This window comes from Candidatus Saccharibacteria bacterium (assembly GCA_034521515.1).
In the GTDB taxonomy this organism is placed as follows: domain Bacteria; phylum Patescibacteriota; class Saccharimonadia; order Saccharimonadales; family JAXHMH01; genus JAXHMH01.
On the sequence record JAXHMH010000002.1, the window covers coordinates 86,448 to 109,439 of the forward strand.

27 protein-coding genes are annotated in these 22,992 nt (G+C 46.0%); 4 read left to right on the forward strand and 23 right to left on the reverse strand.

The window, feature by feature from the left end:
* Positions 1-4 precede the first annotated feature (4 nt).
* Both U5K77_00495 and U5K77_00500 read right to left on the reverse strand, forming a co-directional pair.
* Entirely contained in the window at positions 5-280 is a 276-nt protein-coding gene (locus tag U5K77_00495) for a hypothetical protein (GenBank protein MDZ7744228.1), read from the reverse strand.
* A gap of 48 nt (positions 281-328) precedes the next feature.
* Positions 329-769 (reverse strand): hypothetical protein, encoded by a 441-nt coding sequence (locus U5K77_00500; GenBank protein ID MDZ7744229.1) that lies wholly within the window; start codon positions 767-769, stop codon positions 329-331.
* Between the two features lie 291 nt (positions 770-1,060).
* Between U5K77_00500 and U5K77_00505 the strand changes: the two genes are divergently transcribed.
* Positions 1,061-1,702, forward strand: coding sequence for a hypothetical protein (locus U5K77_00505; GenBank protein MDZ7744230.1), 642 nt, complete (start codon positions 1,061-1,063; stop codon positions 1,700-1,702).
* 102 nt (positions 1,703-1,804) lie between these two features.
* Here the strand turns inward: U5K77_00505 and U5K77_00510 are convergent, their stop codons facing one another.
* The 5 genes from U5K77_00510 to U5K77_00530 all read right to left on the reverse strand — a co-directional run bounded on the left by U5K77_00510 (position 1,805) and on the right by U5K77_00530 (position 4,526).
* Positions 1,805-2,125: a hypothetical protein gene (locus tag U5K77_00510; protein ID MDZ7744231.1), complete on the reverse strand. Its 321-nt coding sequence runs from the start codon at positions 2,123-2,125 to the stop codon at positions 1,805-1,807.
* Positions 2,094-2,393 (reverse strand): hypothetical protein, encoded by a 300-nt coding sequence (locus U5K77_00515; protein MDZ7744232.1) that lies wholly within the window; start codon positions 2,391-2,393, stop codon positions 2,094-2,096. Before U5K77_00515 ends, U5K77_00510 begins: the two co-directional genes overlap by 32 nt.
* Before the next feature lie 24 nt (positions 2,394-2,417).
* Positions 2,418-2,927: a hypothetical protein gene (locus U5K77_00520; GenBank protein MDZ7744233.1), complete on the reverse strand. Its 510-nt coding sequence runs from the start codon at positions 2,925-2,927 to the stop codon at positions 2,418-2,420.
* 72 nt (positions 2,928-2,999) lie between these two features.
* Positions 3,000-4,310: a glycine--tRNA ligase gene (locus U5K77_00525; GenBank protein ID MDZ7744234.1), complete on the reverse strand. Its 1,311-nt coding sequence runs from the start codon at positions 4,308-4,310 to the stop codon at positions 3,000-3,002.
* Positions 4,311-4,388: 78 nt separating this feature from the next.
* Positions 4,389-4,526, reverse strand: a complete 138-nt coding sequence (locus tag U5K77_00530; protein ID MDZ7744235.1) for a hypothetical protein — start codon at positions 4,524-4,526, stop codon at positions 4,389-4,391.
* 84 nt (positions 4,527-4,610) lie between these two features.
* On the opposite strand from U5K77_00530, the gene U5K77_00535 reads away from it, so the two are divergent.
* The gene (locus tag U5K77_00535) at positions 4,611-5,213 is read left to right on the forward strand and encodes a hypothetical protein (GenBank protein MDZ7744236.1); all 603 of its coding nucleotides are present in this window, start codon (positions 4,611-4,613) and stop codon (positions 5,211-5,213) included.
* Between the two features lie 53 nt (positions 5,214-5,266).
* On the opposite strand, the gene recO is transcribed toward U5K77_00535, so the two are convergent.
* The 10 genes from recO to U5K77_00585 form a co-directional block, all read right to left on the reverse strand.
* A complete protein-coding gene (recO, locus tag U5K77_00540) occupies positions 5,267-5,965 on the reverse strand; it encodes a DNA repair protein RecO (protein ID MDZ7744237.1) in 699 nt (232 codons plus the stop codon).
* On the reverse strand, positions 5,962-6,348 hold the full coding sequence (locus U5K77_00545) for a response regulator (protein MDZ7744238.1): 387 nt from the start codon (positions 6,346-6,348) through the stop codon (positions 5,962-5,964). Before U5K77_00545 ends, recO begins: the two co-directional genes overlap by 4 nt.
* Positions 6,348-7,070 (reverse strand): hypothetical protein, encoded by a 723-nt coding sequence (locus tag U5K77_00550; protein MDZ7744239.1) that lies wholly within the window; start codon positions 7,068-7,070, stop codon positions 6,348-6,350. The genes U5K77_00545 and U5K77_00550 overlap by 1 nt, the downstream gene beginning before the upstream one ends.
* A gap of 115 nt (positions 7,071-7,185) precedes the next feature.
* A complete protein-coding gene (locus U5K77_00555) occupies positions 7,186-8,121 on the reverse strand; it encodes a hypothetical protein (GenBank protein ID MDZ7744240.1) in 936 nt (311 codons plus the stop codon).
* A gap of 68 nt (positions 8,122-8,189) precedes the next feature.
* On the reverse strand, positions 8,190-9,641 hold the full coding sequence (locus tag U5K77_00560; protein MDZ7744241.1) for a LamG domain-containing protein: 1,452 nt from the start codon (positions 9,639-9,641) through the stop codon (positions 8,190-8,192).
* The gene (locus U5K77_00565) at positions 9,629-10,342 is read right to left on the reverse strand and encodes a hypothetical protein (GenBank protein MDZ7744242.1); all 714 of its coding nucleotides are present in this window, start codon (positions 10,340-10,342) and stop codon (positions 9,629-9,631) included. Before U5K77_00565 ends, U5K77_00560 begins: the two co-directional genes overlap by 13 nt.
* Before the next feature lie 175 nt (positions 10,343-10,517).
* A complete protein-coding gene (locus U5K77_00570) occupies positions 10,518-11,012 on the reverse strand; it encodes a class I SAM-dependent methyltransferase (GenBank protein MDZ7744243.1) in 495 nt (164 codons plus the stop codon).
* Positions 11,009-11,212 carry an exodeoxyribonuclease VII small subunit gene (gene xseB / locus U5K77_00575; protein MDZ7744244.1) on the reverse strand — a complete coding sequence of 68 codons (204 nt, stop codon included), beginning with the start codon at positions 11,210-11,212 and terminating at the stop codon, positions 11,009-11,011. The genes U5K77_00570 and xseB overlap by 4 nt, the downstream gene beginning before the upstream one ends.
* 4 nt (positions 11,213-11,216) lie before the next feature.
* Positions 11,217-12,335 carry an exodeoxyribonuclease VII large subunit gene (gene xseA, locus U5K77_00580; GenBank protein MDZ7744245.1) on the reverse strand — a complete coding sequence of 373 codons (1,119 nt, stop codon included), beginning with the start codon at positions 12,333-12,335 and terminating at the stop codon, positions 11,217-11,219.
* Positions 12,332-13,375 (reverse strand): lysylphosphatidylglycerol synthase transmembrane domain-containing protein, encoded by a 1,044-nt coding sequence (locus U5K77_00585; GenBank protein MDZ7744246.1) that lies wholly within the window; start codon positions 13,373-13,375, stop codon positions 12,332-12,334. Before U5K77_00585 ends, xseA begins: the two co-directional genes overlap by 4 nt.
* Positions 13,376-13,418: 43 nt before the next feature.
* On the opposite strand from U5K77_00585, the gene U5K77_00590 reads away from it, so the two are divergent.
* The gene (locus U5K77_00590) at positions 13,419-14,780 is read left to right on the forward strand and encodes a hypothetical protein (GenBank protein ID MDZ7744247.1); all 1,362 of its coding nucleotides are present in this window, start codon (positions 13,419-13,421) and stop codon (positions 14,778-14,780) included.
* Between the two features lie 177 nt (positions 14,781-14,957).
* The gene (locus tag U5K77_00595) at positions 14,958-15,230 is read left to right on the forward strand and encodes a 50S ribosomal protein L27 (GenBank protein MDZ7744248.1); all 273 of its coding nucleotides are present in this window, start codon (positions 14,958-14,960) and stop codon (positions 15,228-15,230) included.
* 8 nt (positions 15,231-15,238) lie between these two features.
* Here U5K77_00595 and U5K77_00600 read toward each other — a convergent pair whose 3' ends face one another.
* From U5K77_00600 to U5K77_00625, 6 genes are all read right to left on the reverse strand, one after another.
* Entirely contained in the window at positions 15,239-16,264 is a 1,026-nt protein-coding gene (locus tag U5K77_00600; GenBank protein ID MDZ7744249.1) for a hypothetical protein, read from the reverse strand.
* A gap of 137 nt (positions 16,265-16,401) precedes the next feature.
* Positions 16,402-16,947, reverse strand: a complete 546-nt coding sequence (locus tag U5K77_00605) for a hypothetical protein (GenBank protein MDZ7744250.1) — start codon at positions 16,945-16,947, stop codon at positions 16,402-16,404.
* Between the two features lie 75 nt (positions 16,948-17,022).
* Positions 17,023-17,886: a response regulator gene (locus U5K77_00610; protein ID MDZ7744251.1), complete on the reverse strand. Its 864-nt coding sequence runs from the start codon at positions 17,884-17,886 to the stop codon at positions 17,023-17,025.
* A gap of 92 nt (positions 17,887-17,978) precedes the next feature.
* On the reverse strand, positions 17,979-19,574 hold the full coding sequence (locus U5K77_00615; GenBank protein ID MDZ7744252.1) for a CTP synthase: 1,596 nt from the start codon (positions 19,572-19,574) through the stop codon (positions 17,979-17,981).
* Positions 19,575-20,444: 870 nt separating this feature from the next.
* The gene (locus U5K77_00620) at positions 20,445-21,650 is read right to left on the reverse strand and encodes a S41 family peptidase (GenBank protein ID MDZ7744253.1); all 1,206 of its coding nucleotides are present in this window, start codon (positions 21,648-21,650) and stop codon (positions 20,445-20,447) included.
* Between the two features lie 84 nt (positions 21,651-21,734).
* Positions 21,735-22,880 (reverse strand): peptidoglycan DD-metalloendopeptidase family protein, encoded by a 1,146-nt coding sequence (locus U5K77_00625; protein ID MDZ7744254.1) that lies wholly within the window; start codon positions 22,878-22,880, stop codon positions 21,735-21,737.
* Between the last annotated feature and the right edge of the window lie 112 nt (positions 22,881-22,992).

The window sequence follows — 22,992 nt, forward strand, 5'->3', positions numbered from 1 at the left end:
CAGCCTATCCAACCATCCGTTTTATCGTTGACTCATATTCCGGAAAATAATTGCTAATCAAAGGTAAATCAAACTCACTGAGTATCGAGCTAGCTGGCTCCCGCTCCAACAAGAATACAAACGACTTTTCAACTAGCTGCTCGGGATCGATCTTGCTTTCTGTGAGCATACGATAATAATCATCACTGCACCTAACTCGGTAAATATTGCCATCTACACGCACAGCAAATACATATACATCGTCTTTATGTTCTCTCTGCTCAACTTGGACTTCCGTCATGACATGATCATTGTAGCACCTACATTGCTAGTGTAATATCTCTGCTGCTTAGCTAGTATTGTGTAGTGATACCACATTACGCCATTTTTTGTCGTAGTGGTCTTTCAATCTATCTAACTTTTCTTCGCCACCAGCTAATTCTACTAGGACTTTTTGAGCTTTTTTGACATTTTGCTGAGCCACTCGTCTTTGTGCCACCAACTCGCTTCTATAGTGGGGTTTGTTGCCTTCCCAAGCAAACCGTTTTGATACAACACCATACAACGCAACACCAAGCATTGCAATATTTTCCTCACTCGCCTCAACCTCAACAGGCTCTCGCCAAAACTCCGGACTCCCTTGCGTATCTTCTGCTTCCCGTATAGCAGTTGTAATTTCCTGGTTTACGGAATAGATAACGGAGCTTGTTGCCATACCAAGTTTAAGCGATGCTACATCTATACCCTCTATGGCAATCTTCGGTTTTTCTGGTGTACCCGACGGGTACATAGGGCTCCCCTTTGCTCATTTTATTACTATTTATTTACCACGTTGCTGGGTTTCAAGGCAACACTATTTATTAACCACTTTTTAATAACAACCTGTCCTTATTATTAAACGCGCCACTCGACTGGCGCGTTTAGCGTTTGTGCTGCACAGACTCCAAATAGCATGTGTTTTTGTTTTAGATTTATACTGAATACGCAAGCCGGCTTTCGTATTCAAGAACTCAGCGTCGCCTTATACAGTAAAAAGCTTCTGCTTTGTGAATACTTATTTGAGAGATACAATACTCGCATTATGCCCTCAGAACCAGAAAACATTCCAGAAATGTCACCTATCAAACGTGCTGAAATAGACAGGAGTGAGTTTGGACCTAAAACTTACCGATGGATTACACGCATGAATAGAGGTCTCATGCTTCAACACGTGCGAGTTATGCTTGATGATTTTCAACCAACTCTTGAAGCAAATGGAGGATACGCCTACTACCACACCTACTATGGCGATGAGGAATACAAAGTCTTGCTGTCTAATACTATAGAAGTAGCACACCCAGGTAGTCATACAGTAATCATTAATAAACAGCGATCAACCAAATATGGCGAAGCGGGTTTCCCTGACGGAACAGCCATAGAGCTATGCGATGGCGCAATTACTCCAAGAGGAAAATGGCTAAACAGCGCTATTGAGACTGTTCTACGTCCCGATCCATTGGTGTCTTGGGATAGACCCAATCTTGCCACAATACTACAGAAAACGCAGGACGGTCTACACATTTACGGCAACCTTGCAGATGGAGGTTTTTCACCGCAGCCACCGCGCGACTTAGACGATATAGCCATGGACAGTGAGATGCTCTGGAAGTCATACGAAGCATTGGCATTGTGCGCCCAAAGCCACCCAGAAGATGATATATACAATCTTAAGCTCCATGGCTAAAAACTCATGTCAGCCTATGACTTGAAATATATAACTCTGTGTTACCACTAAACACGCCAGTCGACTGGCGCATTTCAGTTTTATGCCTAACGTAAACTCGATCTAATGTTCAAGTATCTTGTCTATAAGTTCCGGGAACTCCTCGGTTTTCATGGTATTTCCTAGCATATAGTGGCCGTAATCTGGTATATCAATAAACTCCACGTCATCGCGACCGTCGAATGTTTGGCGTACTACTTCAAGGCTTTGTTTAGCCTGCTCGTCATCCAAAGAACTATAAAACACCGATATACCACCTAGGCACCGCTGTGCCATATTTGGATTAATTTTGGTATCGAAAAAATCGCCGTACTTTTTGTTAGGGTCAGTCCACGGCGCCACGAGTATAAGTTTATCTACAGTTACACCCAAGTGCCCACTCATCCACTTCAGCAAAAACCCTGCCCCCCGCACTTAAGCCAACCAGAGTTGTTTCGTGCGTAATACGGCGTTCGCGGCCAAACTCCAACGACCAATCACGGTAGTCCGGTTGATATGGCTTGGGCATCTGCGGACGTGTCACTTGGTAACGATGCTGCTCCAACTTTTTAGTAGCCCACGGAAACCAATTAGCCTCGTAAGGCTTTGGAATGCTTGGGTTCTCATACTTATCCTGCCTGGGTTTGCCATGCACCAAAACTGCGTTTTTCATTAAGTAGTAGTATAAAATATTTACTCAACGATTGCAACTATTTTCCCAAGGGCAGTTAGTTGTTTCTGTGCCTGGCTTAATCTGCTGTATGCCAAAAATAAGTGCACGGTTTGACCAGTACTCTTTACTCTTATCGGTCGCGGCCTCGCTGTCTGGGAATGGCTCGCCTAGTTCGCCAATCCAAGCGCTCCATAACTTGTAAGTGTCGCCTTCTTTTCGTAGCACAATACTAAGATGATTTGTTGGCTCCGGGTCGCGATTTTTAACAAACTTGGTGTAAGTATCCCTACCCTCGCGGATTGCGTAAACAATCTCATCGGATTCATCAACTTTAACGCATTCTGTTTTGCCAATAACTATACCTAGATCCAGCTGAACAGGAACTTCTTCTCCGGTAGCTTCAATCGTAGATAAAGCTTCCCTAACCAACTCTTCCAGCCCTGGGGTAGCCTCAAAATGTGTTGGCGCATGCGAATCTGCCGGGTTCATGTAAACCTGTTCGCCATTTTTAGTCATCCCAAAATCAACTAGCATGTCTTTTATGCGCCTCTTTCTCGTACTGATCTTTCACCGTTATGTAATGTGGTAGTTGATCTTGGCTTATCATTATAAGTTTTTGAAGTGGGCGGGAAGGTTGATGATTTGGACGCGCTGTTGGTTGGTGGTATCGCGATCGCGGACGGTTACTGTGTTGTCTTCTAGGGTGTCGAAGTCTATAACGACACAGTGCGGGGTGCCGATTTCGTCCTGGCGGCGGTAGCGTTTACCGATGTTGCCATTATCATCCCACATGACGTTGCCGATTTCTTTTTTGAGCATCTTGTAAACTTCACGGGCTTTTTCTACCAGCTCCGGCTTGTTTTTGAGTAGTGGCGATACGGCGACTTTTACAGGGGCTAGATGCGCTGGAAGCTTTAGGAATACGCGCTTTTCACCGTTTACCTCGTCTTCTGTATATGCGCTGACAAGCACGGCCATAATAGCGCGCTCCACACCAAAGCTTGGCTCAATCACATGCGGTACAAACGGTTCACTACCATCCTTTGGCCTGTATTCCATGCTTTTGTTACTAACGCGTTCTATATTTTTGAGGTCAAAATCTGTGCGGTACGCTAGCCCAAGTAACTCATCACGCCCATGAGGGTAATCAAACTCGTAATCTATAGTGCGCTCAGAATAATGCGCTAGTTCGTCCTTTGGAACATCAAGCTCATGGATCTTGTCTTCCGGCAAACCGAGGTCACTCAAGAACGCTTTTACATCATTGCGCCACTGCTCGAACGACTCTTCCCAGTTGTCCGGATTAATGAAGTACTCAATCTCCATCTGTTCAAATTCGCGGCTGCGAAACACAAAATCACGTGGGCTAATCTCGTTACGGAACGCCTTACCCTGCTGCGCGATACCAAACGGCAAATCCGGGTATAGAGTATCCACCACATTCTTGAAGTTGGTAAAAATACCTTGCGCCGTTTCAGGTCTAAGGTAGCTAATCGAGTTATCGTCTGCGATAGGGCCAACATTGGTCTTAAACATCATATTGAACTGACGAGCCTGTCCGTATGAATCTTTACTTCCACATTTGACGCATGGCTTTGTATAATCGAGATGATCTTCCCGATAACTTTGACCGCACTTATTACATACCACCATAGGGTCAGTAAAAGTATCGACGTGACCACTAGCCTGCCAGACCTTCTGGTTCATCAAAATAGCCGCATCTACGCCGAACATGTCATCGCGCTCATCAACGAATGTCTTCCACCATAAATCCATAATGTTTTTCTTGAGTGTCACGCCAAGCGGACCGTAATCCCACGTACCAGCCAAACCACCGTAAATCTCCGAACCCTGGAAAATAAACCCCCGCCGCTTACACAGACTAACGATGTCGTCTAACTTAATTTCTTTACTCATATGCGCCATAGTATACACCACCTCTGGGATATGGGCGAGAGATTGACATTAATTATATGTAAGGCGGCAATCCACAAATCAATGTACTTTATACAAAGTAAGCGATAAGTCATAAAACCAAACCTCGTCAGCACCCAGATGAAAATCAAAATCATCAACAATATATTGTTCCAACCAAAAACTCATCACGTTAAACCCAACCTTCTCCTCACCCATCCCCCACCACCCAATCCCAACACACTACCAATCCCATCACAAACTTGCCTCTCAATAAATAATGCTATAGCATACTTTATTGATATGGCACGCAATGACAAAACTTCGCAGATTATTGACGCCATCCTGAGATATGGCTTGACTCCAACCGTATTGGCTACAGGAATGGTTCTCCCTGGGCTACTTGTTGCACTTGATAAACCACTGGATAAAATTTTAAACGGCGTAAATAAGCGTGAAAAAGAAAGAGAGCTCAGACGAGTTCTTAGCTATATGAAGTGGCAAAAACTAATTACGGACAATTACGAATATGGTCTAAAGATCACAGACAAAGGCCGAGAGAGACTAGAGGCTATCGACATAAACAAGTTATCAATAAAAGAGCCCCCTAAATGGGACGGATACTGGCGAATTATTTTTTACGATATCCCCGAAAAGCACAAAGCAGGACGAAACGCCCTAACCTTTAAGCTGCGCTCTGTCGGTTTTTATCAAATGCAAAAAAGTGTTTGGATACATCCCTTGCCCTGTAGAGACGTAATCGAAGCGATCTGCACAGTCTACGGCTTAGAAAAATATGTGACGTATACAGAATGTCGCTCTTTCGATAATGAAGCAGTCCTATTAGAACGTTTTAAGAAAAAATTACCCAAAACTAAGTTCTCAATAAATCGTGCTATAGCATAGTTTATTGTGAAAGAGGTAGGTGAGGGATTGATGGGGGCGAAAAGCTTGAAACCTTAAATGCGGACTAGTCGTTGGAGCATTGTGTTTGTTAGCTGAAGCACGTCGTTTGCGATATTGTCTTTGATACCCTTAACCTGCCCCAACTTTTGCGGGCTGTCCACGGTCAATGCCAGGCGCAATATTTTAATATGTTCAGCGCTGTACGGCGCACCTTCTCGTTCTAAAAACGCCATGTCGTCAAACTCAAACAAATAGGTTTTACCCTCTTGCAAGGTTAGACCTTGTTGAGTTGTTTTGAGGTTGGGACTAAGGCCGGTGATTTTTAACAATTGCATACTAAACCACAGTTCGCTGAGAACCGGTGATATTGTGTCGTCATCCAGTCCTGCCAGTGAGCCACTTAGCGTGTCAAAATAGTCCGAATCTGCTGCTTCTTCGGTTATGCGGTTGGTGCGTTTAAGTAGTTCGTAACCCAACATAGTCCGGTCTATGTCTTTAGCAATATTGCCATAGTTTGCGAGCATACGTGAAGAAATAAGCGTGCCGATTTCGCCCTTGCCTGGTAAATACGTAATATTATTAACACTGAATAGTTCTATACCGCCGGCTAATTTTGAACGCTGACGCCGTACACCACGAGCCATCAGCTTCAGCTTACCGTAATCTGGAGTAAGCACCGTCAGTATACGATCAGCTTCTTGATAATCAGTTCTAGCAAGCACAATACCGGTTGTACTGATATGTGATTTCATACTTTGTATGATTGCAAAGTTCGCTCAACTGCCGATACAACTTGTTGCAACTTGGCCTGAGGTTTGTATAAATATCGAGCAACGCCTAACGAATCTAGTCCAGCCTGGCCAGTCGGTAACATTGACTCTGGCACCATAGTAAGCAAAATAATTGGTATGTCTTGCCAATCTGTATAACTACGGAATTCATACAAAAACTCAATACCATTATGTTCAGCTAGCTGTAGTTCTAGAATAATAATGTCGGGACGATTAACATCGGCTAGCTGCACAGCTTCTTGACCAAGCTTAGCCCAATCTATAGCATGACCAGCCTGCCCTAGCGCTTGCTCATAATTACGCGCCAGTATTGCATCTGGCTCGATAAGCAAAACTCTAGCCATTATGTAGCAACCAGCTCCAACTGAGGACTTAGCGATAATGTCGCCGCTAGTCCAGTTAAGTTACCACGCCGCGTTACTTTCAGCTCACTAGACATTGCCTCAAATAGCGTGTCGGCTACAAACACGCCGGTGCTAGCAGAATGTCCGAACGCCGGCAAGGGCTGGCGTGAAGTTGTCTGTAGGGCACGAGCTTTACGAAACCCTGCTGAAGACAAGCCTTCAAGCTCACCAAAAGCACCCGCTACAATACCACCCTTGCCGCGGTGCGCCGATAAAACCAGGCGTGATTTTTTATCGGTATTTTGCGCTTGAGCTTCAATAAACGAGTAGCCTAAAGCAGTTATGGCAGACTCAAAACTACGGCGATCCGTCATAACCGGCCCATATTTACCGGCTAATTTTAGCTCGATATTGCAAGCATACTCCCGCGCAATTTTATCAAGTTTGTGAGCAGCGTCTTGCAAAACGGATGATACGGTCACCGGCTCCATAGAAAGCGCCAGCTGGCCACTAGCAATCTGAGTAGATAGAACATAACTATCGACGAACTGCAAGGCAGAATCGGCAATTAATTCAATCTGGTTTAGCCTAGCGCTATCGCCGCCACGTGCTAACTGAGATGCCTGCGAGATATGCAGTAGCGGAGTTTTGAGTTGCTCAGCAAGCGACCTCAAAGACTGATCTTGGGCTGTTGATGGCGCAGCTGTCCGTTGATCTCCCATAGCGATAAATCGTACCCTCTCTCGCTCGTTAACTAACTGCCATTATACAATGCGAACGATTCTCAAAATAGTGTAGAACTCACTGCAACGCGCATATAGCCGCTTGGTCAATCCGTTACGGTACGAAACTTAAGTTTCTTAGGATAATGTTATTAAAATCTTTGATATATTCTTGAGATTCGGTTGAAATGCGTAAGGTCTTATCGCGTAGCGGGAACAGGACAACTGTACCAGTTTTACCGCGTTCAATCTCGCCGTTTATACGCGCACCCGTCACGTCCGGTACTTCATCAACGGATATTGCGCTCACATTGACGGTTCCACGTTCACTGTCAGAATCATACTTAGACAGCGCACGATCATAAGCCTCATCAACTACCTCTAGTTTTAATGCAAACGCCGTGTCACCACCAGTATCCGGAACAAAATCCGGGTGGAAATATCCTTCTATAGGTCGGTTACTACGATCTGATTCTATGACATGCGCCGACCATGTTTTGGGGTAACTAATACTTACGCTGCCGAAAGCACTTGGTCCGTTATACTCTTTGAGCGGTCGTTTCTCTCTTTGTATAAACTCCGCCTCTTTTTCTTTTAATGCCTCTGCTACGGCTTCATCGGCGGCTGCTTGGGCTAATTCATCCGCGTTTTGTTTATACTCTTGCCGTTCCATAAATGCCCACGCTCCGAAACCGCCGGCACCTAAAAGCAGTACGACTAATATAATCAACGGAATAATGAGCAGTTTGTGGTGTTGCTTGCGCTGCGAGGCAGAAACTGGGTCAACATTTGGCGGTGGAAAATCCCTCGGAATATCTTGATGATACATATTCTGAGGTGGTTGCTGTTGATTCGTGGTCTGCGCTGCTGCTGGTTGGGGTTGTGGCGTGTTTTGTTGGGCGCCCTGTACTCCACGATCTGGAGAAATAACTGTTTGTGGCTGTGGATTTTGACTTGCTGGAACGGCGCGCTGAACCGGCTGCTGCGGAGAGCGTGGCGTATAGCCTGGTTGGGCACTAGAGCGTTGTGGTTGTCGATAATCTGAATCCATAGTATCCCGCTTATGTTACCAGAGGCAGCCATGACAGAGCAACTTTGTTATGGGTTATTAATACGTATCTAAAAGTTTTTGAATCTCGGCTGACGATAATATGCGGTCGTACACACGTACATAGCCGACTGTCCCATAGAATGGTCTTTAGCAACTGCTGCTGAATCTGCCGCCAATACCCATATGCGTATCCGTATTATCATCTGGTCACTGGCCGGATACATAACTGCATTCAGAGGTTTCTGTTTTTTTGCCACATAAAAGCGTTGCTCATCGCCATCATATGTAAGCGTTAATAGATGCCAATCCGTGTCTACGGGGACGGATGTTCCACCTTGTGAGTAATTGCCATTAACCGCGGCTGCGTAGTTGCCTGATGTATTCGCGCCAATCCAATACGCAGAACTCCCTAACGTCGTTGAAGCTCCCTTGAACAAAAGATACGTCCATGTGCCCGTCCAGTAGCTAAACTTCGCCCAAACGGATATAGTTACCTCATCAATATTTTCAGGAATCGCCGGTACACTTAAGTGATCTTGGGAACTAGAAAAACTGTAGGCACTATTTGGCCTGCCGTGATGATCGGAAGTCATTGATACATCGCCGCCTGTTGATCCATCATTAGCATGCGGCGTACTGTCCTTGACATTACCGTTCAATGCCCAATGCGCGATAAGACCCCTCTGTAAATCCGAAATTTTTATATGTGAGCCTCCGGTTTTATATAGCTCCGCAGCACCCGTCGCGTCAATCGCGTAACTATGTACCCGAAAGCCATCAGCAAGACCTTCCCACATAGCAGTAGTACCCATTTGTGAGCCAACGTAAAGTCCATCGCTATATGTAATGTTGTAGTTACTTGAGAATGTATCAGACAGAGCGCCGTCCTTGTATACCGATAACGTGTCACCATCTTGACCCACAAACAGCCAGTGCGACCATGTGTCTTGCTCGAGGAGCTGCGTCGTATTAATGCTATTATCACCAATTTCTGTTTTTATTGAACCGTTAGCTCGTTGTGTAAGCTTAAAACCTGAGCCGTCCGTCATTGACAAGAAGCTGGACAAAAGTTCTGTACCACCATTTGTCTCCTCACTTGTGTTGAGCCATAACGAAATGCTGAAATCGCTACTGGCATGCCTAAGGTTCGAGTGGTCTGGTATATGGACATAATCTGTACTACCATTAAAAGCAAGAGCCGCAGACGAGCGCTCAAACCTGTCTGACGCTGAAGTTGCTCCTGAAATCGTCCCATGGTTACTGTATGGAGTTGCATCCCGAGCGTGCCCATCCAGACTCCAATGCCCCGTCAACATCTTCTGTGCTTTAGAAATAGATATATCTTGATTATCACGGTATTGGTAACGAACTATCACGATACCAGAGCCTCCGTCACCGCCAGTTGAGCCTTCATCTAGACGTGGCCGCCACCGCCGCCACCGCCAGAGTTTGGAGCACCATCTTCTGCTGAAGCCACCAATCCCCTGAGCCGCTATCAATACCACCGTCACCACCCCCACCGATACCTCCTACGCCGGGGCTGCACTATACCAGCGTGCACCGCCGCCGCCAGCAAATGCACCATTTTCCCCCCAGTTAGCAAATTGTGGAAAGTGTTTTCCTGCACCTCCATCAGTGGACGCTTCCCTGATGATTCAGCGCCACCGCCACCACCGCCGCGACGACTTGTGTGAACACTGGTAGAATTACCGTCACTTCCATCATGACCCTGACCTGATACCCCAGTACCACCGGAGCCATTCGGACTATTTGAATGCGAGCCTCCACCGCCACCGGAACCCCCATTAACTGCATGACGAACTGTACCGCTTGCCCCACCACCGCCTCCTCCGATGGCAGTAAGCGTCCCGAGCGTTGAGTCTCCGCCATTTTCACCTGTCTGTGCTTCAGTGGTTCCATCACCACCGGCTCCACCACCACCCACGACAATAGGTATGCTTGTATCAATATTAAAGTTTGATTCATATATAAGCCCACCTGCACCGCCTCCACCGCCGCGATAATACGCCGCCGAACCACCGCCTCCGCCTCCGCCTGCAACGACCAACACTTCAGCGTAACCCGACTCTACAACCGACAACGTACCAGACTCCTTGAATGCGTGATATCTGTATCTTCCTATTTCTGCAACCTCACCTCCTTCAAAATGCGGATACACAACAGTACCTCCCGGCGACTCTGGAAGCCCATCGATAAACATAATATAGCCGGCGCGTGCTACTGTTGAGAAAAGAATATAGAAACAAGCGACACCGAAGCAAGCAAATATCTGTTTTTACGAATTTTGCGGTAAAGTTCTTTCATATGTGTTGATTTTTACTACTTACTCGCTACCATCATACCATGAGTGCCTAAACGCGGCTGTCCGCTTACGTCTAATGATATTGGTACAGAAACAGCCCCTTGAATTTGTTTTGTGCTTTTTTATCAGGGATCTGGAAGGCGAAGCTAGCTAATTTTACCTTTTTGCCTTTGTATTTTTGAGTAATTTTTTTATCCAACCTTTTCATATATTTATCAAGTAGGAACACGTATATGCCCTCGGCTTCCGGCCAATTAGCGTGCCAAAAATTCTTCCACCGTATTTGTACTAGCTTACGGTATTTCCAGGTGTGAGCGCGTGCCAACAAAACCAATAATGGATTTATCTCATAACCGACAACATTCCAGCCTCGCTGCGCCGCTGCTCTTATTACCCTGCCATCACCGCATCCCAGCTCTAGCATGGTCTGACCTGGCTTTAGGTCTAACATATCAAGCGCTGTGGTGATTTGTCGCTTGGTGGTCGGTAAATAAGGTGCCCCAAACAACACCACAAACCCAAATAATAAAATCAGAGCTACGCCTATAAACAATAATGTTGAAATCATTCCTGCCCAAACTCGGCTTGCACCTTTTTGACTTTGTTTTCGGCTATCTTTAGCTGTTTTTCTAATTCTTTAATAAGCTGCATACCCTGCTCATACAACTTGACTGCTTGATCTATATCCAATTCACCCGATTGAAGTTCGCTCAAAGCCGTATCAAGCTCTGCTTGTAGTGTTTTGTAATCTTTCTTAGCTGCTGCCATAGTACTATTTTACCTTATCTATATGATTAATCTGAGCTTCAAACTGACCATCCCGCAATTGTACTGACACGTTTTGTCCGACACGTATTTTACTGACAGTACCCACCAACAAACCGCCGGCGCGTATGATAGCATAGCCACGTTTGAGCACCTGGGCTGGGTCGAGTAGACCCAATAGTTTGGTTTTTTGCTGAATATTCTGCTGTTCGTCTGATAACAAATCCCTGACCATTCTACGCAAATCGTACCGTTTATCTTGTGCGGCTTGCTTGTGCCGACTAACTGTCTGAGTTAGTGCTTGGGCTAGCTGTTTTTGGCTAGCTGGCAGCTGGCCAAGAACTTGATTTTTATCTGGTGTGAGCAGCTCTGCCGCATTACTTGGTGTACTGGCGCGTTGATCAGCCGCCAGTTCAACCAAACTCACATCTACTTCATGCCCTATTGCCACCAACGTTGGAACCCGGCTGGCCGCCACTGCCCTAGTAACCTGTTCGGTACTAAAGGCTGCTAAATCGTCAGGGCTACCGCCGCCGCGAGTCATAACAATCAAGTCTAAATCCTCATGCGTATTTAGATATTCAAGTGCCGAAATTAATTGAGCCGGCGCAGACTCACCCTGAACCTGAGTATCGACCAACAATACTTCTATTCCACCCCACCTTGTGTTAAGTATTTTAATAAAATCATTATAGGCGGCTGATTCTTTGGAGGTTATCAAACCTATTTTAGCAGGCGGAAACGGCAGAAGACGCTTGCGCTCGGCATCAAATAAGCCCTCGGATTTAAGTTTTGCCTCCAGGAGTGTAGCAGCCCGTTTCAACGACCCTTCGCCGACTGGCTGAATTGACTGCACATTAACGCTAAACCCATACAACGAATGCAAGCGCGGATTTCCGCGTACTTGTAACATCATGCCATCTTCTAGCGGTCCAGGTAACTGATAGACCGTACCAAAAAATTTAACACTAGCATGCTCGTCTTTTAACGTAAAATACACCCACCGGTTTTTACTAACCCGCAAATTAGCCAGCTCACCGACCACGACGACATTAGGATACGCCATTTCTAATGTTTGATTAAGAACGGCAACGAAGTCGGTTGGTGAAAAGATAAGATCGTTCATGTTTCTTGTGGGTGCTTAGCTTGCAAATTTCGTTGATAAAAGAAGTATCCCGGCGGTATCTGAAGCCCCATACTTATTATCCTAAATGTCAGCACAACTGGCAGACTCAAGCCAACCGGTACGCCAGCAGCAGCAAACACGCCAGTCATAAGCGCTTCGTAGATACCAATCCCTCCCGGCAACACCGAAATAATACCGGCGAAGTTTGCAACAGCATACGCCAATATAATCGCACCTGGATTAACCACCTGGCCAAACGCCAAAAATACACTCCAAATGGCAAACACCTCAGAGATATTGGCTGCCGTTGCATAAACCAAAGGCCAACGCAACAAATTAACGTTCTCGCGCAATAATCGATAGTTGTCATGAAGCTCGGTGAACACCGTTTTAACGCTGTTAATCTTAATAGTTTCCGGATGTCGCGGCCTAATAACGTGTATTATTCGATTTACGGCAAGTGTCAAAGTTGTGAAGAAGCCATTTATTCGAGCCTTACTGCTAATAATGTAAACCGCCAGTACCGTACCAACGAACAGTAATGTGGCAAGTGAACCGGCCACAAGCATTACGAAACTATTTACGTCTCCCGCGAGCGCCAACAAAAACAATCCAACACCCAGTAAGAGCTGGAAAGAAATAAACAGCAACGCAAACCGCATGATTTGCACCAGGGTGGTTTTGCCGGCTTTAATGCCCTCTTTGCGTAGGCGCAAACCAAGATACGAAAAGCCACTGACGCCGGCGCTCGGGAAAATGTTGTTTACAAAATTCATCTCAAGACTGAGCCGAAACATTGGTTTCGTCCGGAAACGATCACCCAAAATACGGAAAACACCTTGATATACTTTGCCCTGACAATAGTGATTTGTGGCTGCAAGCGGCACAATGAGCAAAATAAACCATAAGTTAACTTCCCGCAGATTACGCAGCGTATCGCCAATCTGCTCGCGCAAGGCGTATGCGGTACCCAATAACGCCAAGAACGTAACGATTGTAGCGATGGTTTTCCAGTCTTTTCGGCGAATTGTCTCAACCATTGATTCTATATTATAGCTTATTGGCCGTATACTGGTATGTAATATGGGTAAATCTGTTTGTATTTTAGGTCGCCAACCGGCATTAGGTTTAGCAGAACTTGAGAGTTTGTATGGCTCCGAAACCGTTTTGCCTATCGGCAATACTGGCGCTCTACTTAATCTTGAAGCCGACCACATCACCATGAGTCGGCTTGGCGGTAGCCTTAAACTTGGCCGTTACCTTACCGAACTGCCTTATACCGACTGGGGTCGGATTGAGCAGTTTTTAACCAAACAGTTGCCAGATTATACCGCCGACTTGGAGCCAGGTAAGATACGGCTAGGTCTGAGCCTCTACGGTTTTAATATTCATCCGCGCAAACTAAACGCCACCGGACTGACGCTAAAAAAAGCAATCCGTCAAACCAGTAAATCTGTCCGCGTCGTCCCCAACAAAACATCTGAGCTTAACGCTGCGCAGGTTATCCATAATCAACTTACCGGACCGAGCGGGTTTGAAGTATTGCTAATTAAACACCAAGATAAAACAATTGTGGCTCAAACTATCGCTGTACAAGATATCAATGCCTATGCCGCCCGTGACCAAGCTCGGCCAAAACGTGATGCTCGTGTCGGAATGCTGCCGCCAAAACTTGCACAAATTATTATAAACCTGGCAACAGGAGAAAAGAGTGTGGAGGCTGGAGAGTGGAAGTCAGGCTCAGCTACCGTGCTTGACCCGTTTTGCGGTACTGGTGTCGTGCTGCAGGAAACGATGCTGATGGGCTATAACGCCTACGGCACTGATCTGGAGCCGCGTATGGTAGAGTACACCGCCACAAATCTAGATTGGCTGAATATCACATCTATCAAACATCGGGTCAACCAGGGCGATGCCATGAATAAAGAGTGGGTCGAGCCGTTTAGCGTTATTGCGGGCGAGACCTATCTAGGTCGCCCCTTTTCTACTGTCCCGCGACCTGAAAAATTGCGTGAAGTCATGCAAGACGTAGATACCATTCACCGAGAATTCTTGCAAAACGTGGCGAGGCAGACCAAAAAAGGATTCCGTCTCTGCATTGCTGTCCCTGCCTGGTATCGCGGTGACACTGGCGGTGCCAGGGCTGTCAGGGCGAGTGCTGTGCACGGCGCAGATGAGCAACGGACTGAGCCGTATATAAAATACGGTGAAGGAGTAGCGCAATCTGCAACAAAGCACAGTGCCGCAAGCAAAGGCGGTGTTACGAGCACTGCTCGGAAGCAGGTCTTTGCGACTGACAGATTCTGGCACCTGCCAGTACTTGATAATATCGAGGAATTGGGGTATACTCGGCAGAGTTTTGTTCACGTCTCAAAAGAAGACCTGATTTACCACCGAGAGGGGCAAATCGTCGGGCGCGAACTCGTAGTATTACAACGTAATTAACAACCCAGTCACTTAAGCCTCTTACTTGGATGCAGTACAAGGAAGTAACAAGTAGCGGATCGAGCCGTATGCACATACGGTGAGGAAGCAACGGAGTTACTGACGCAGTAATGCGCCAAGAAGTCAGCGGAGTTGCATGCTCCGCATGCAAGCAGGCTGACTGGTAAGAGGTTTAAGATGAGTAAAGTTAAAGCTGGTGGCTCAAGCAAGAATGTCCATGACAGTCCCGGACAAAGACTGGGCGTCAAACTATTTGGCGGCCAAGAAGTTAAAACTGGTCAAGTAATCGTCCGTCAAACCGGCTCAACCAAACGCGCCGGTAAAGGCACATTTATTTCACGAAATTATACAATCCACGCTGCAAAAGATGGGGTCGTCAAATTTACCAAGCGCCGTGTCCGCCGTTTTACTGGCAAAAGCGCACCGCGCACCGAAGTAACCGTCGAATAATTTCTGTATTAGTTGCTACTAATATCTGAGATACGACTGTGTAAATCGTCCAGTGCAGAGCGTTCGGACGTACCGGCACGGATTAGTTCGTCTGCACCGTTTTCCAGCCGTCTTGTTACTTGAGTAAGCTCGTCCGCGAAATCTTGAAGCCTTGCTGTTGACAACGATCCATCTTCGGCTAAACGCATAAGCATCATTAGTTGGTTGCCGATATCATCCAGCCTAGCTACTCCTGGGAGGGATTCTACAGCTCCCTCTTGATCACGCAGAGATTGCATTTCTTTGCGCAATCCAGTGCTAATTTCTCCAAAGTCATCGCGCAAATCTGCTATTTTTTCTATGTTTGCCTGAACCTCTTCATCGCATTGCTCTTGGTGCTCCTCTACAGACGCTGCTTCGCGTTCTTCTACATGCTGTTCTACGCCTTCTTCAGAGTAAGCCTTTTCAGGATCTTCGTTAATCTCGCCTACTCCTTCGACTAAGTGTGCTCGGTTATCGTCGATAAGGAGTACAGCATCCTTTACCTCGGGCTCCATGCCCTGAACTGCCTCGAGTTTATTTGCTACCGCAGATTCTATGTTACGCTTTGTTAAAGAAAAATTTTCTGCATAATCACGGAAAGCACTGCTCATATAGCCCAAATCGCTGGGGTCTACACTACTGCCATCATTCATACTAAACAATTGTGAACTTATGTTCTTGAAGCCATTTATTTGATCGTCAAGACTTCTAACCCATGTGTTTTGATCATTACTTTCTACTTGCAGATAGTTTAAGCGACTAGTAAGAGCTTCTTTTTTAGGCTCTGCTTGTTCAAATGCTGTCTCCAAAGCTACCGCACTCATTTGAGCCTTAACTTCCGGTGCTATAACCTCTGTCAAAGCCTTTAACCGCTCACTTTGCTCGGCTTCGCCTAAACCCTCTTGCGAAACCTGGATAACTTCCCGCAAGCCTTCGGCCTGGAGCAACTCGACAGTTTCTTGTGGTTCAAACTCAGCTTGTGGTGGTAGTGCTACTTTTTGTTCTTGAGACATAGCTACATTATACTACATTATTGCTTAATAAGCAATAGCATTATTCCATATATAACGCACACCTTTAACGTAACTGATTTTCGGTAATGTGACCTTAAAAAATGTGGACTCAGCTCTAAAGAATTTTCTAGATAATCTTACTCGGACTTTTCGCTTTTGGTGACATCAAGTACTAAACCTCCCAGCTTCCCAGTTTCAATCCCGGCATCTGTATCATGGTATCTAGCTTCGTGTATAAACTCCGGTTTGCCTTTCATGGCGTACATTATTTCAAGTGGTTCAATATGCTTGTCCGTTCCGGTGTAGGCTTGCGGTAGCTTACAGTGCACCATCGATAACTCCTGATCAAACATGTCAAACGTTACCGACTCCCCGTTGTCAGCCTGTCTAGTAATTTTATTAGGCTGATCTTTTGTGAGCGTATCAAACATGCGCTGTACGCGACCATTTTCTTTTGACCGGCTTCCATACCCGTTCTCTACAGCACGATCATCATCTGGTGCTAAGACTCGTAGCTGTAGTGCTCCTTTTGGTAATTTTAGCGTGGTCAGTGGATCCATAACCACTGGATCAATGTCTCCGTTGGCAAATTCTACGATAGTTTTCTGATTATGGAGTAAGGTTGCATGGAAAGCTTTTTCTGAATCATAAAAACGTTCTGGGTTGTTTTTGTTTTCTGACATGACGCACGTATTATACTACAAAATTGTAGAATAAGCAATAACGCTATAAAGCTACTACTATTTTACTGCTTACGATCAGCTGCTCAGATGTTGTTTAATCTTGTCTACAACATCTGCGATCACAACCTGTGATTTAACGAGATAATCGTCTACGCCGAGTGATTTAGCTCGCTCTTTGTCACTTTCTTGACTTAGAGCTGTGAGCATAATCACCTTAACGTTGGTTGTTTCTGGTGTATTTCGCAAAATATCTAGCACGTCAAAGCCGCTGACCTTGGGCATCATCACATCAAGCAAAATAAGATCTGGCTTATAATCCAACGCTGCAGAAAGCGCTTCTTCACCGTTAGGCACGCGCTGTGTCTTAAAACCCTCGGCATTCAACCTAACTTCATAGGTGTTTGCGAGCGCATCATCATCTTCAACTAATAGGATCTTTTTGGGATGATTACCAGGAGTATCTGCTTGTGCAGCTTCAGCTGGTTGTTGCGATGTGTTTTCCGTGGCTGCCGGTGGCGTGGCTTGAGGTTCAGCTGTCTGGTTAGTTTCGGGTTGATTTACTGGCTGAGCTGGTTCGGGTGTATCTGTAGGAGTCGCGGCGGGTTTGGTTTCATTATTTTGTTCAACCTCCGCCGCCGAGTCTGGCGTCACGTCGTCGGCTGGTGCTGAATTAGCGCTTGGTGTATCTACGTTAACATCAGGAGTTGGTTCAACTTGTTGATTAGTTGCAGCTTGAGCTTCACCCGTATTTGCCTCTGTTTGATTTTCTGCTCCGGTAATGTCAGCTGGTGGCTCAGCAACCGGTGAAGGCTGAGTTGTTGAGTTATCTGCCGACGTAGTGTCTGTATCAGCAGGCGCAGTGTTCGGCTCTTGCGGCGCCGTAGACTCCGTAGGTTGATTCATGTCCGAAGGTTGTTGTTTTTGATTCTGTTCATCCATAAGCATAATGCTACCCCAGACATTCATAAATATCAACTACAGCCTGAGAAGCCGATTGAAATACATCTGTAGCGAAGTCCCCGACATCCAGGTTATTTTAAAGCTTTTATAAATCCGCTAAACATTGGGTGGGCGCGATTAGGACGTGACTTAAACTCCGGGTGAAACTGGCTCGCCAAAAAGAATGGGTGATCGAGTCCTTCAATTATCTCTACCAAGTGACCGTCCGGACTGGTACCACTCGCTCTAATCCCCCAAGCTTGGTATTGATCTCGAAAATCGTTATTACACTCATAACGGTGACGGTGACGTTCTACAATGTTTGATGTTTTGTATACCTGTTCAGCTAAACTCTTTTTCACCAACTTACATGGATAATTACCCAGACGCATTGTGCCACCGGTATTTTCCTTGCCTTTTTGATCTGCCATAGTGTTAATCACCAAACACTTGCTGGTGTTGTCGAGTTCTTCAGAAGTCGCATCTTTGATTCCACCGTTGCGTGCAGCAGCCACTACTGCCATCTGTAGACCAAGGCATAGACCGAGATATGGAAGCTTGTTGGCGAGGGCATATCGAGCGGCGTTAATCTTACCTTCTAGCGCACGTGTACCAAACCCGCCAGGCACGACAACCCCGTCAATATCCTGGAACACCGGGCTGAGATCTACGTCGCCTTCTAGCTTTTCAGCATTGATCCAGTGCAGATTTAGGTTTGTGTCATTCGCCCATGCAGCACTTTTGAGTGCCTCAAAAACCGACATATAGGTATCTTGGTTATCCATATATTTGGCGACAACTCCAATATCTACCGTGTTATTCTGCTTTGCCTTAGCACGATCCACCATTTTGCGCCAATCTTTAAGGTGTGGTCTACTTACTCTTAAGTTTAGTCTCTTGGCTATAGTCTCGGTTATATTAGTGTCCTCTAGTGTAAGCGGCACTTCGTAAATACTCGAGGCATTAGGCAGCAGTGCTATGGCTTCTGGCGTTACACCGCTAAATAAGCTGAGTTTATTGATAACCGATTTAGGCGCCTTATCTTCACTTCGTGCCACCAATACATCCGGAACAATTCCGAGTCCTCTAAGGTCGCGAACAGCGTTCTGAGCCGGCTTTGTCTTCAGCTCACCGCTTGCACCAAGATAAGGCAAATATACAACGTGCACGAACAAACTGTTTTCCCGACCAACCTCAAACGAGAGTTCACGGATGGCCTCAAGAAAACTCAATCCCTCATAATCACCTACTGTACCGCCTATTTCTACAATATGGACATCAAACCCTTTGGCAGCCGCCTTGATTTGTTTCTGGATTGCCTTCGTAACATGCGGAATAAATTGCACGGTTTTACCAAGATACTTACCACGGCGCTCGTCTTCAATGACTTGACGCAATACTCTCCCGCTCATCAAGCTACTGCTTTGCGTCAACTCTTGATCTAAAAACCTTTCATAATGCCCTAGATCCAAATCGGTTTCAGCACCATCCTTAGTAACAAAACACTCGCCGTGTTCTGCCGGATTTAGCGTACCAGCATCGGTGTTTAAATAAGGGTCGCACTTCTGAACGTTTACACTCAAGTTACGAGCTTTTAAGAGGTTGCCAATGGAAGCGGCCGTAATACCCTTTCCTAATCCAGAAAGCACACCACCAGTTACAAAAATGTATTTAGTCGGTTTTGCCACCGCTTTTTTACCCCTTATTTATGCCCTTAACTCTAGCATAGCCCCGCCCGAACCTAAAGTGTTTTATCTTATTAAAACTTCTTGCCTACCAATCCCAATTATCTAAAACGTGCTGTCATAGACTACTAACCCGCCTACTAGACCATATTTTCACTATTTCCAAGACCAGGTCCTGGAAATAGTCTACTGCTGCGAAGGCCGGGAGAATCAAATACCCTGTTACTTTTTGTCCGCTAAAAAGTAACCAAAAACCTCGTCACGGCTGAAAAAACAAGAGTACGAAGCAGCACTGGTTGGCCGCGCCGGCAGAACGACAAGCGGCTCCGCCAGTTTTTCTAGTTACTTTGGCGGAGCTTGACTACCGGCTTGACTCGTCCAACCAGCACTCCTTCGCTTCTGTTTTTCAGATGTGACCCTCATTAGTTGTGTTCTTTTTAAAGAACACATAATTAACCGGAATGGCGAAGCCATTCCGGGGTCTGGCTCTGCAAAGTCCTGACTAGATGTTGTGTAAAAGAGGCGCCCTTGGGCGCGAGAGCTGTCTGACCCCTCACCACTCTCGAAAGAGATGGTGAGGGGGAGTTCCGACAGCATTCCCTTTTTGCCTGCCACCAGGCAAAGCCTGCTGCGCCGCAAAAAGAGACGAACCAGCGAGCCTGTTTTAGACAACAGATAGATCAAGAGTTTGCAGTCGCCAGTCGGTTCTTTGCATACTTTCTTGCGACCAAGAAAGTATGGCGCATACGGGTCGCCTCGGCGACCGGCGCAACAGTTATCCAAACAAAATTCGTATTACAATACATATCTATTGAGAATCATGTTATATCAAATATAAAAATGTGTTTTAGTTGAATTACGTAATTGTTGGAATTACTGTAACTGCTGCTTAGCGGCGTCGAGTTGTGGATCACGATCAGCCTCAAAATCGTCTTGAGTTAATTCAACCGTTTGATCGGGCTCTATGCCCTCCTTATCTATATTTCTGCCATCCGGCGTAAACCAACGTGCGATCGTAACTTTTAGTTGAGCACCTCCGCTTAATCGCACTAGACGCTGTACGCTACCCTTACCATAGGTTTGTTCGCCGATAATGGTCGCCAACTCGTAGTCCTGTAAAGCACCGGCCACAATTTCGCTCGCACTCGCACTACCCTCGTTCAGCAATACAACCGTTGGCACGTCACGCAACAAAGCTGAGCCCTCGGAGCGGAATGTCTTGACTACGACATCCTCTCGTTTTTCTTCTAGAACCGTCTCGCCGTTCTCTACCCAAAGACCTGCTAAACTGACCGAGGCGTCCAGTAATCCTCCAGGGTTGTTGCGTAGATCAAGTATCACACCCTCAACGCCGACACTACGGAACTTTTCGGCAGCCTCTTGTACCAACCTTTCGGTATCATTGCCAAACCGACTCACTTTCAAATAGCCTATACCGTCAGTTACTTCGGATTCAACACTCGGAATAACTATTTTGTCACGGGTTATTGTCAACTCCAGCTGTTTTGATTGCTCACGGATGATTGTTAGCGTTACGTCGGTACCTTCTGGCCCACGGATTTTACTTACTGCCTCGCTTACAGAAATATCGTAAGCGTTTTCGCCGTCTATCTCGGCTACAATATCTTGAGCGCGAAGGCCGGCTGCTTCTGCAGGAAAACCCGAAATGGGTGCCACGATAGTTATATAGTTATCTTCACTCTTGCTAAGCTCAGCACCAATACCGGTAAATGTCCCGGAAAGCCCTTCTTCAAAATCAGCCGACTCTTCAGCATCCAAATATTCCGTGTAAGGATCACCCGTCGCTCCAGCCAAGCCTTCTTTGAGTCCGTCCATGAGTTCATCAAGTTCAAGCTGTCCGTCGTAATTATTACGTAGTGATGAGTACAAATCTTGTACCTCATTCATGTCAAGCGAATCTGGTAAATCTTGGTTGGTACTTATGGGATCAACTGATGATAGATTGAATTGCAGTGTTCCGTTTCCAACCAAAAACCCCAAAGAAAAAATAACTACAACTACAAAAATTGATTTTGCCCAGCTCGGCACTGTAATAGAATTGCGCGATCCACGCCCCATGAAAACCCTCCGTTTTTGTCAATATGTGCCTATTATTATGGCACACCTACGCCTAACTTTCCGCAATAAATACGACTTTATACGTTATCGATAATACGTATTGTAATTACACTCCGATGGACCGCCAGCCATATGAGCATATACACTTACATGACCGTCTGAGTGTTGAACAATAGCCACATAACCATACGCGTTACTTACCGTGCCTAGCATTTGATCAGAGCAACCTCGGTAAAGATAGCCATCATCAATAGAGTACACAGCGCCATTACCTGGAGCATAATCTATCCCGCCATGATATCCCGAAGCGTAAAGACTCCAAGGGTTCCCGTAGCTTTGTGTGATAGCTACTGGGTTTACAGGCTGATGTTTGATGTATGGCGCCGGATTAACCGTCGAACCGTTCACGCGCACCTCTAAGTGCAGGTGAGCGCCTGAAGACAACCCCGTACTACCAACCTCTCCAATTATGTCGCCTCTACCTATGGGGCCAACCGGAGATGTTTTAAAGCTGCCACTGCTCAGCGCTGCCGCTAAGGCCGCTTCAGCTTTTCTGCGCTCAGCCTCAAGTTCGTTCACCAACGCCTGATAACGAGCTTCCTCGCCCTTTGTTTTCTCAAGTAATCGTTGCTGTTGAGACCGGTTACTGGAAAGTTCCTGTCGTTGAAGGGTTTGCTTCTTCTTCAACTCCTCTTGATCACTCTTTTTTTCTTCAATGTCCTGTTTGAGTCGAATAACTTCTTCTGTTGATTCTTGTATACCCGCTTTGAGCCGCTCCAGATACTCTTGTTCGTCAATAAATTGAGAAAAACTATCACTAGCTACCAGCAACTCCATGGTTGAAGCGCCGCCGCGTTTGTACAAAGCCTTCATGTTTGATTCAAGTAACCCTTTTTGTCGTTCAAGCTCTTTCTCTGCCTCATCAAGTTCTTTTTCCAACCTGGCTATATTGGTAGTTGTAAGTTCTATTCTTCTTTGGACTTGCGTAATTTGCTCGTCTAGCTCGGATACCGCTTCTTCTAATGATTCTGCGGCATGGGCGTGTTCCTCAGCTTTTTCGCTAGCATCATTTATTCTCTGCTCAATTTGCCTGGCCTTCTCTTGTAAGTCATCCACCGATTGAGCGCGTAAAATAAAGTTAGTATTAAAAGGAAGACTGACTGCACTGATAAGAAACACAGTCAAGAGACCGCCAATAATAATTTTGTTCTGAAGAGTTTTGGTTTTCATTTTTTGTTTCTTGCTAAAAGTTAGCTTCAACAAAATGAATTATACCCTCCTCCATGTATTAAACACAAGGACTTTTCATTATAGATAAGCCTGAGCATTTCCACAAGCTTCT

Bases quoted from the DNA above. Each gene is read 5' to 3' on its own strand.
- U5K77_00495 (MDZ7744228.1), bottom strand. From the start codon at position 280: ATGACGGAAGTCCAAGTTGAGCAGAGAGAACATAAAGACGATGTATAT.
- U5K77_00500 (MDZ7744229.1), bottom strand. From the start codon at position 769: ATGTACCCGTCGGGTACACCAGAAAAACCGAAGATTGCCATAGAGGGT.
- U5K77_00505 (MDZ7744230.1), top strand. From the start codon at position 1,061: ATGCCCTCAGAACCAGAAAACATTCCAGAAATGTCACCTATCAAACGT.
- U5K77_00510 (MDZ7744231.1), bottom strand. From the start codon at position 2,125: ATGAGTGGGCACTTGGGTGTAACTGTAGATAAACTTATACTCGTGGCG.
- U5K77_00515 (MDZ7744232.1), bottom strand. From the start codon at position 2,393: ATGAAAAACGCAGTTTTGGTGCATGGCAAACCCAGGCAGGATAAGTAT.
- U5K77_00520 (MDZ7744233.1), bottom strand. From the start codon at position 2,927: ATGCTAGTTGATTTTGGGATGACTAAAAATGGCGAACAGGTTTACATG.
- U5K77_00525 (MDZ7744234.1), bottom strand. From the start codon at position 4,310: ATGAGTAAAGAAATTAAGTTAGACGACATCGTTAGTCTGTGTAAGCGG.
- U5K77_00530 (MDZ7744235.1), bottom strand. From the start codon at position 4,526: ATGGGTGAGGAGAAGGTTGGGTTTAACGTGATGAGTTTTTGGTTGGAA.
- U5K77_00535 (MDZ7744236.1), top strand. From the start codon at position 4,611: ATGGCACGCAATGACAAAACTTCGCAGATTATTGACGCCATCCTGAGA.
- recO (MDZ7744237.1), bottom strand. From the start codon at position 5,965: ATGAAATCACATATCAGTACAACCGGTATTGTGCTTGCTAGAACTGAT.
- U5K77_00545 (MDZ7744238.1), bottom strand. From the start codon at position 6,348: ATGGCTAGAGTTTTGCTTATCGAGCCAGATGCAATACTGGCGCGTAAT.
- U5K77_00550 (MDZ7744239.1), bottom strand. From the start codon at position 7,070: ATGGGAGATCAACGGACAGCTGCGCCATCAACAGCCCAAGATCAGTCT.
- U5K77_00555 (MDZ7744240.1), bottom strand. From the start codon at position 8,121: ATGGATTCAGATTATCGACAACCACAACGCTCTAGTGCCCAACCAGGC.
- U5K77_00565 (MDZ7744242.1), bottom strand. From the start codon at position 10,342: ATGTTTATCGATGGGCTTCCAGAGTCGCCGGGAGGTACTGTTGTGTAT.
- U5K77_00570 (MDZ7744243.1), bottom strand. From the start codon at position 11,012: ATGATTTCAACATTATTGTTTATAGGCGTAGCTCTGATTTTATTATTT.
- xseB (MDZ7744244.1), bottom strand. From the start codon at position 11,212: ATGGCAGCAGCTAAGAAAGATTACAAAACACTACAAGCAGAGCTTGAT.
- xseA (MDZ7744245.1), bottom strand. From the start codon at position 12,335: ATGAACGATCTTATCTTTTCACCAACCGACTTCGTTGCCGTTCTTAAT.
- U5K77_00585 (MDZ7744246.1), bottom strand. From the start codon at position 13,375: ATGGTTGAGACAATTCGCCGAAAAGACTGGAAAACCATCGCTACAATC.
- U5K77_00590 (MDZ7744247.1), top strand. From the start codon at position 13,419: ATGGGTAAATCTGTTTGTATTTTAGGTCGCCAACCGGCATTAGGTTTA.
- U5K77_00595 (MDZ7744248.1), top strand. From the start codon at position 14,958: ATGAGTAAAGTTAAAGCTGGTGGCTCAAGCAAGAATGTCCATGACAGT.
- U5K77_00600 (MDZ7744249.1), bottom strand. From the start codon at position 16,264: ATGTCTCAAGAACAAAAAGTAGCACTACCACCACAAGCTGAGTTTGAA.
- U5K77_00605 (MDZ7744250.1), bottom strand. From the start codon at position 16,947: ATGTCAGAAAACAAAAACAACCCAGAACGTTTTTATGATTCAGAAAAA.
- U5K77_00610 (MDZ7744251.1), bottom strand. From the start codon at position 17,886: ATGGATGAACAGAATCAAAAACAACAACCTTCGGACATGAATCAACCT.
- U5K77_00620 (MDZ7744253.1), bottom strand. From the start codon at position 21,650: ATGGGGCGTGGATCGCGCAATTCTATTACAGTGCCGAGCTGGGCAAAA.
- U5K77_00625 (MDZ7744254.1), bottom strand. From the start codon at position 22,880: ATGAAAACCAAAACTCTTCAGAACAAAATTATTATTGGCGGTCTCTTG.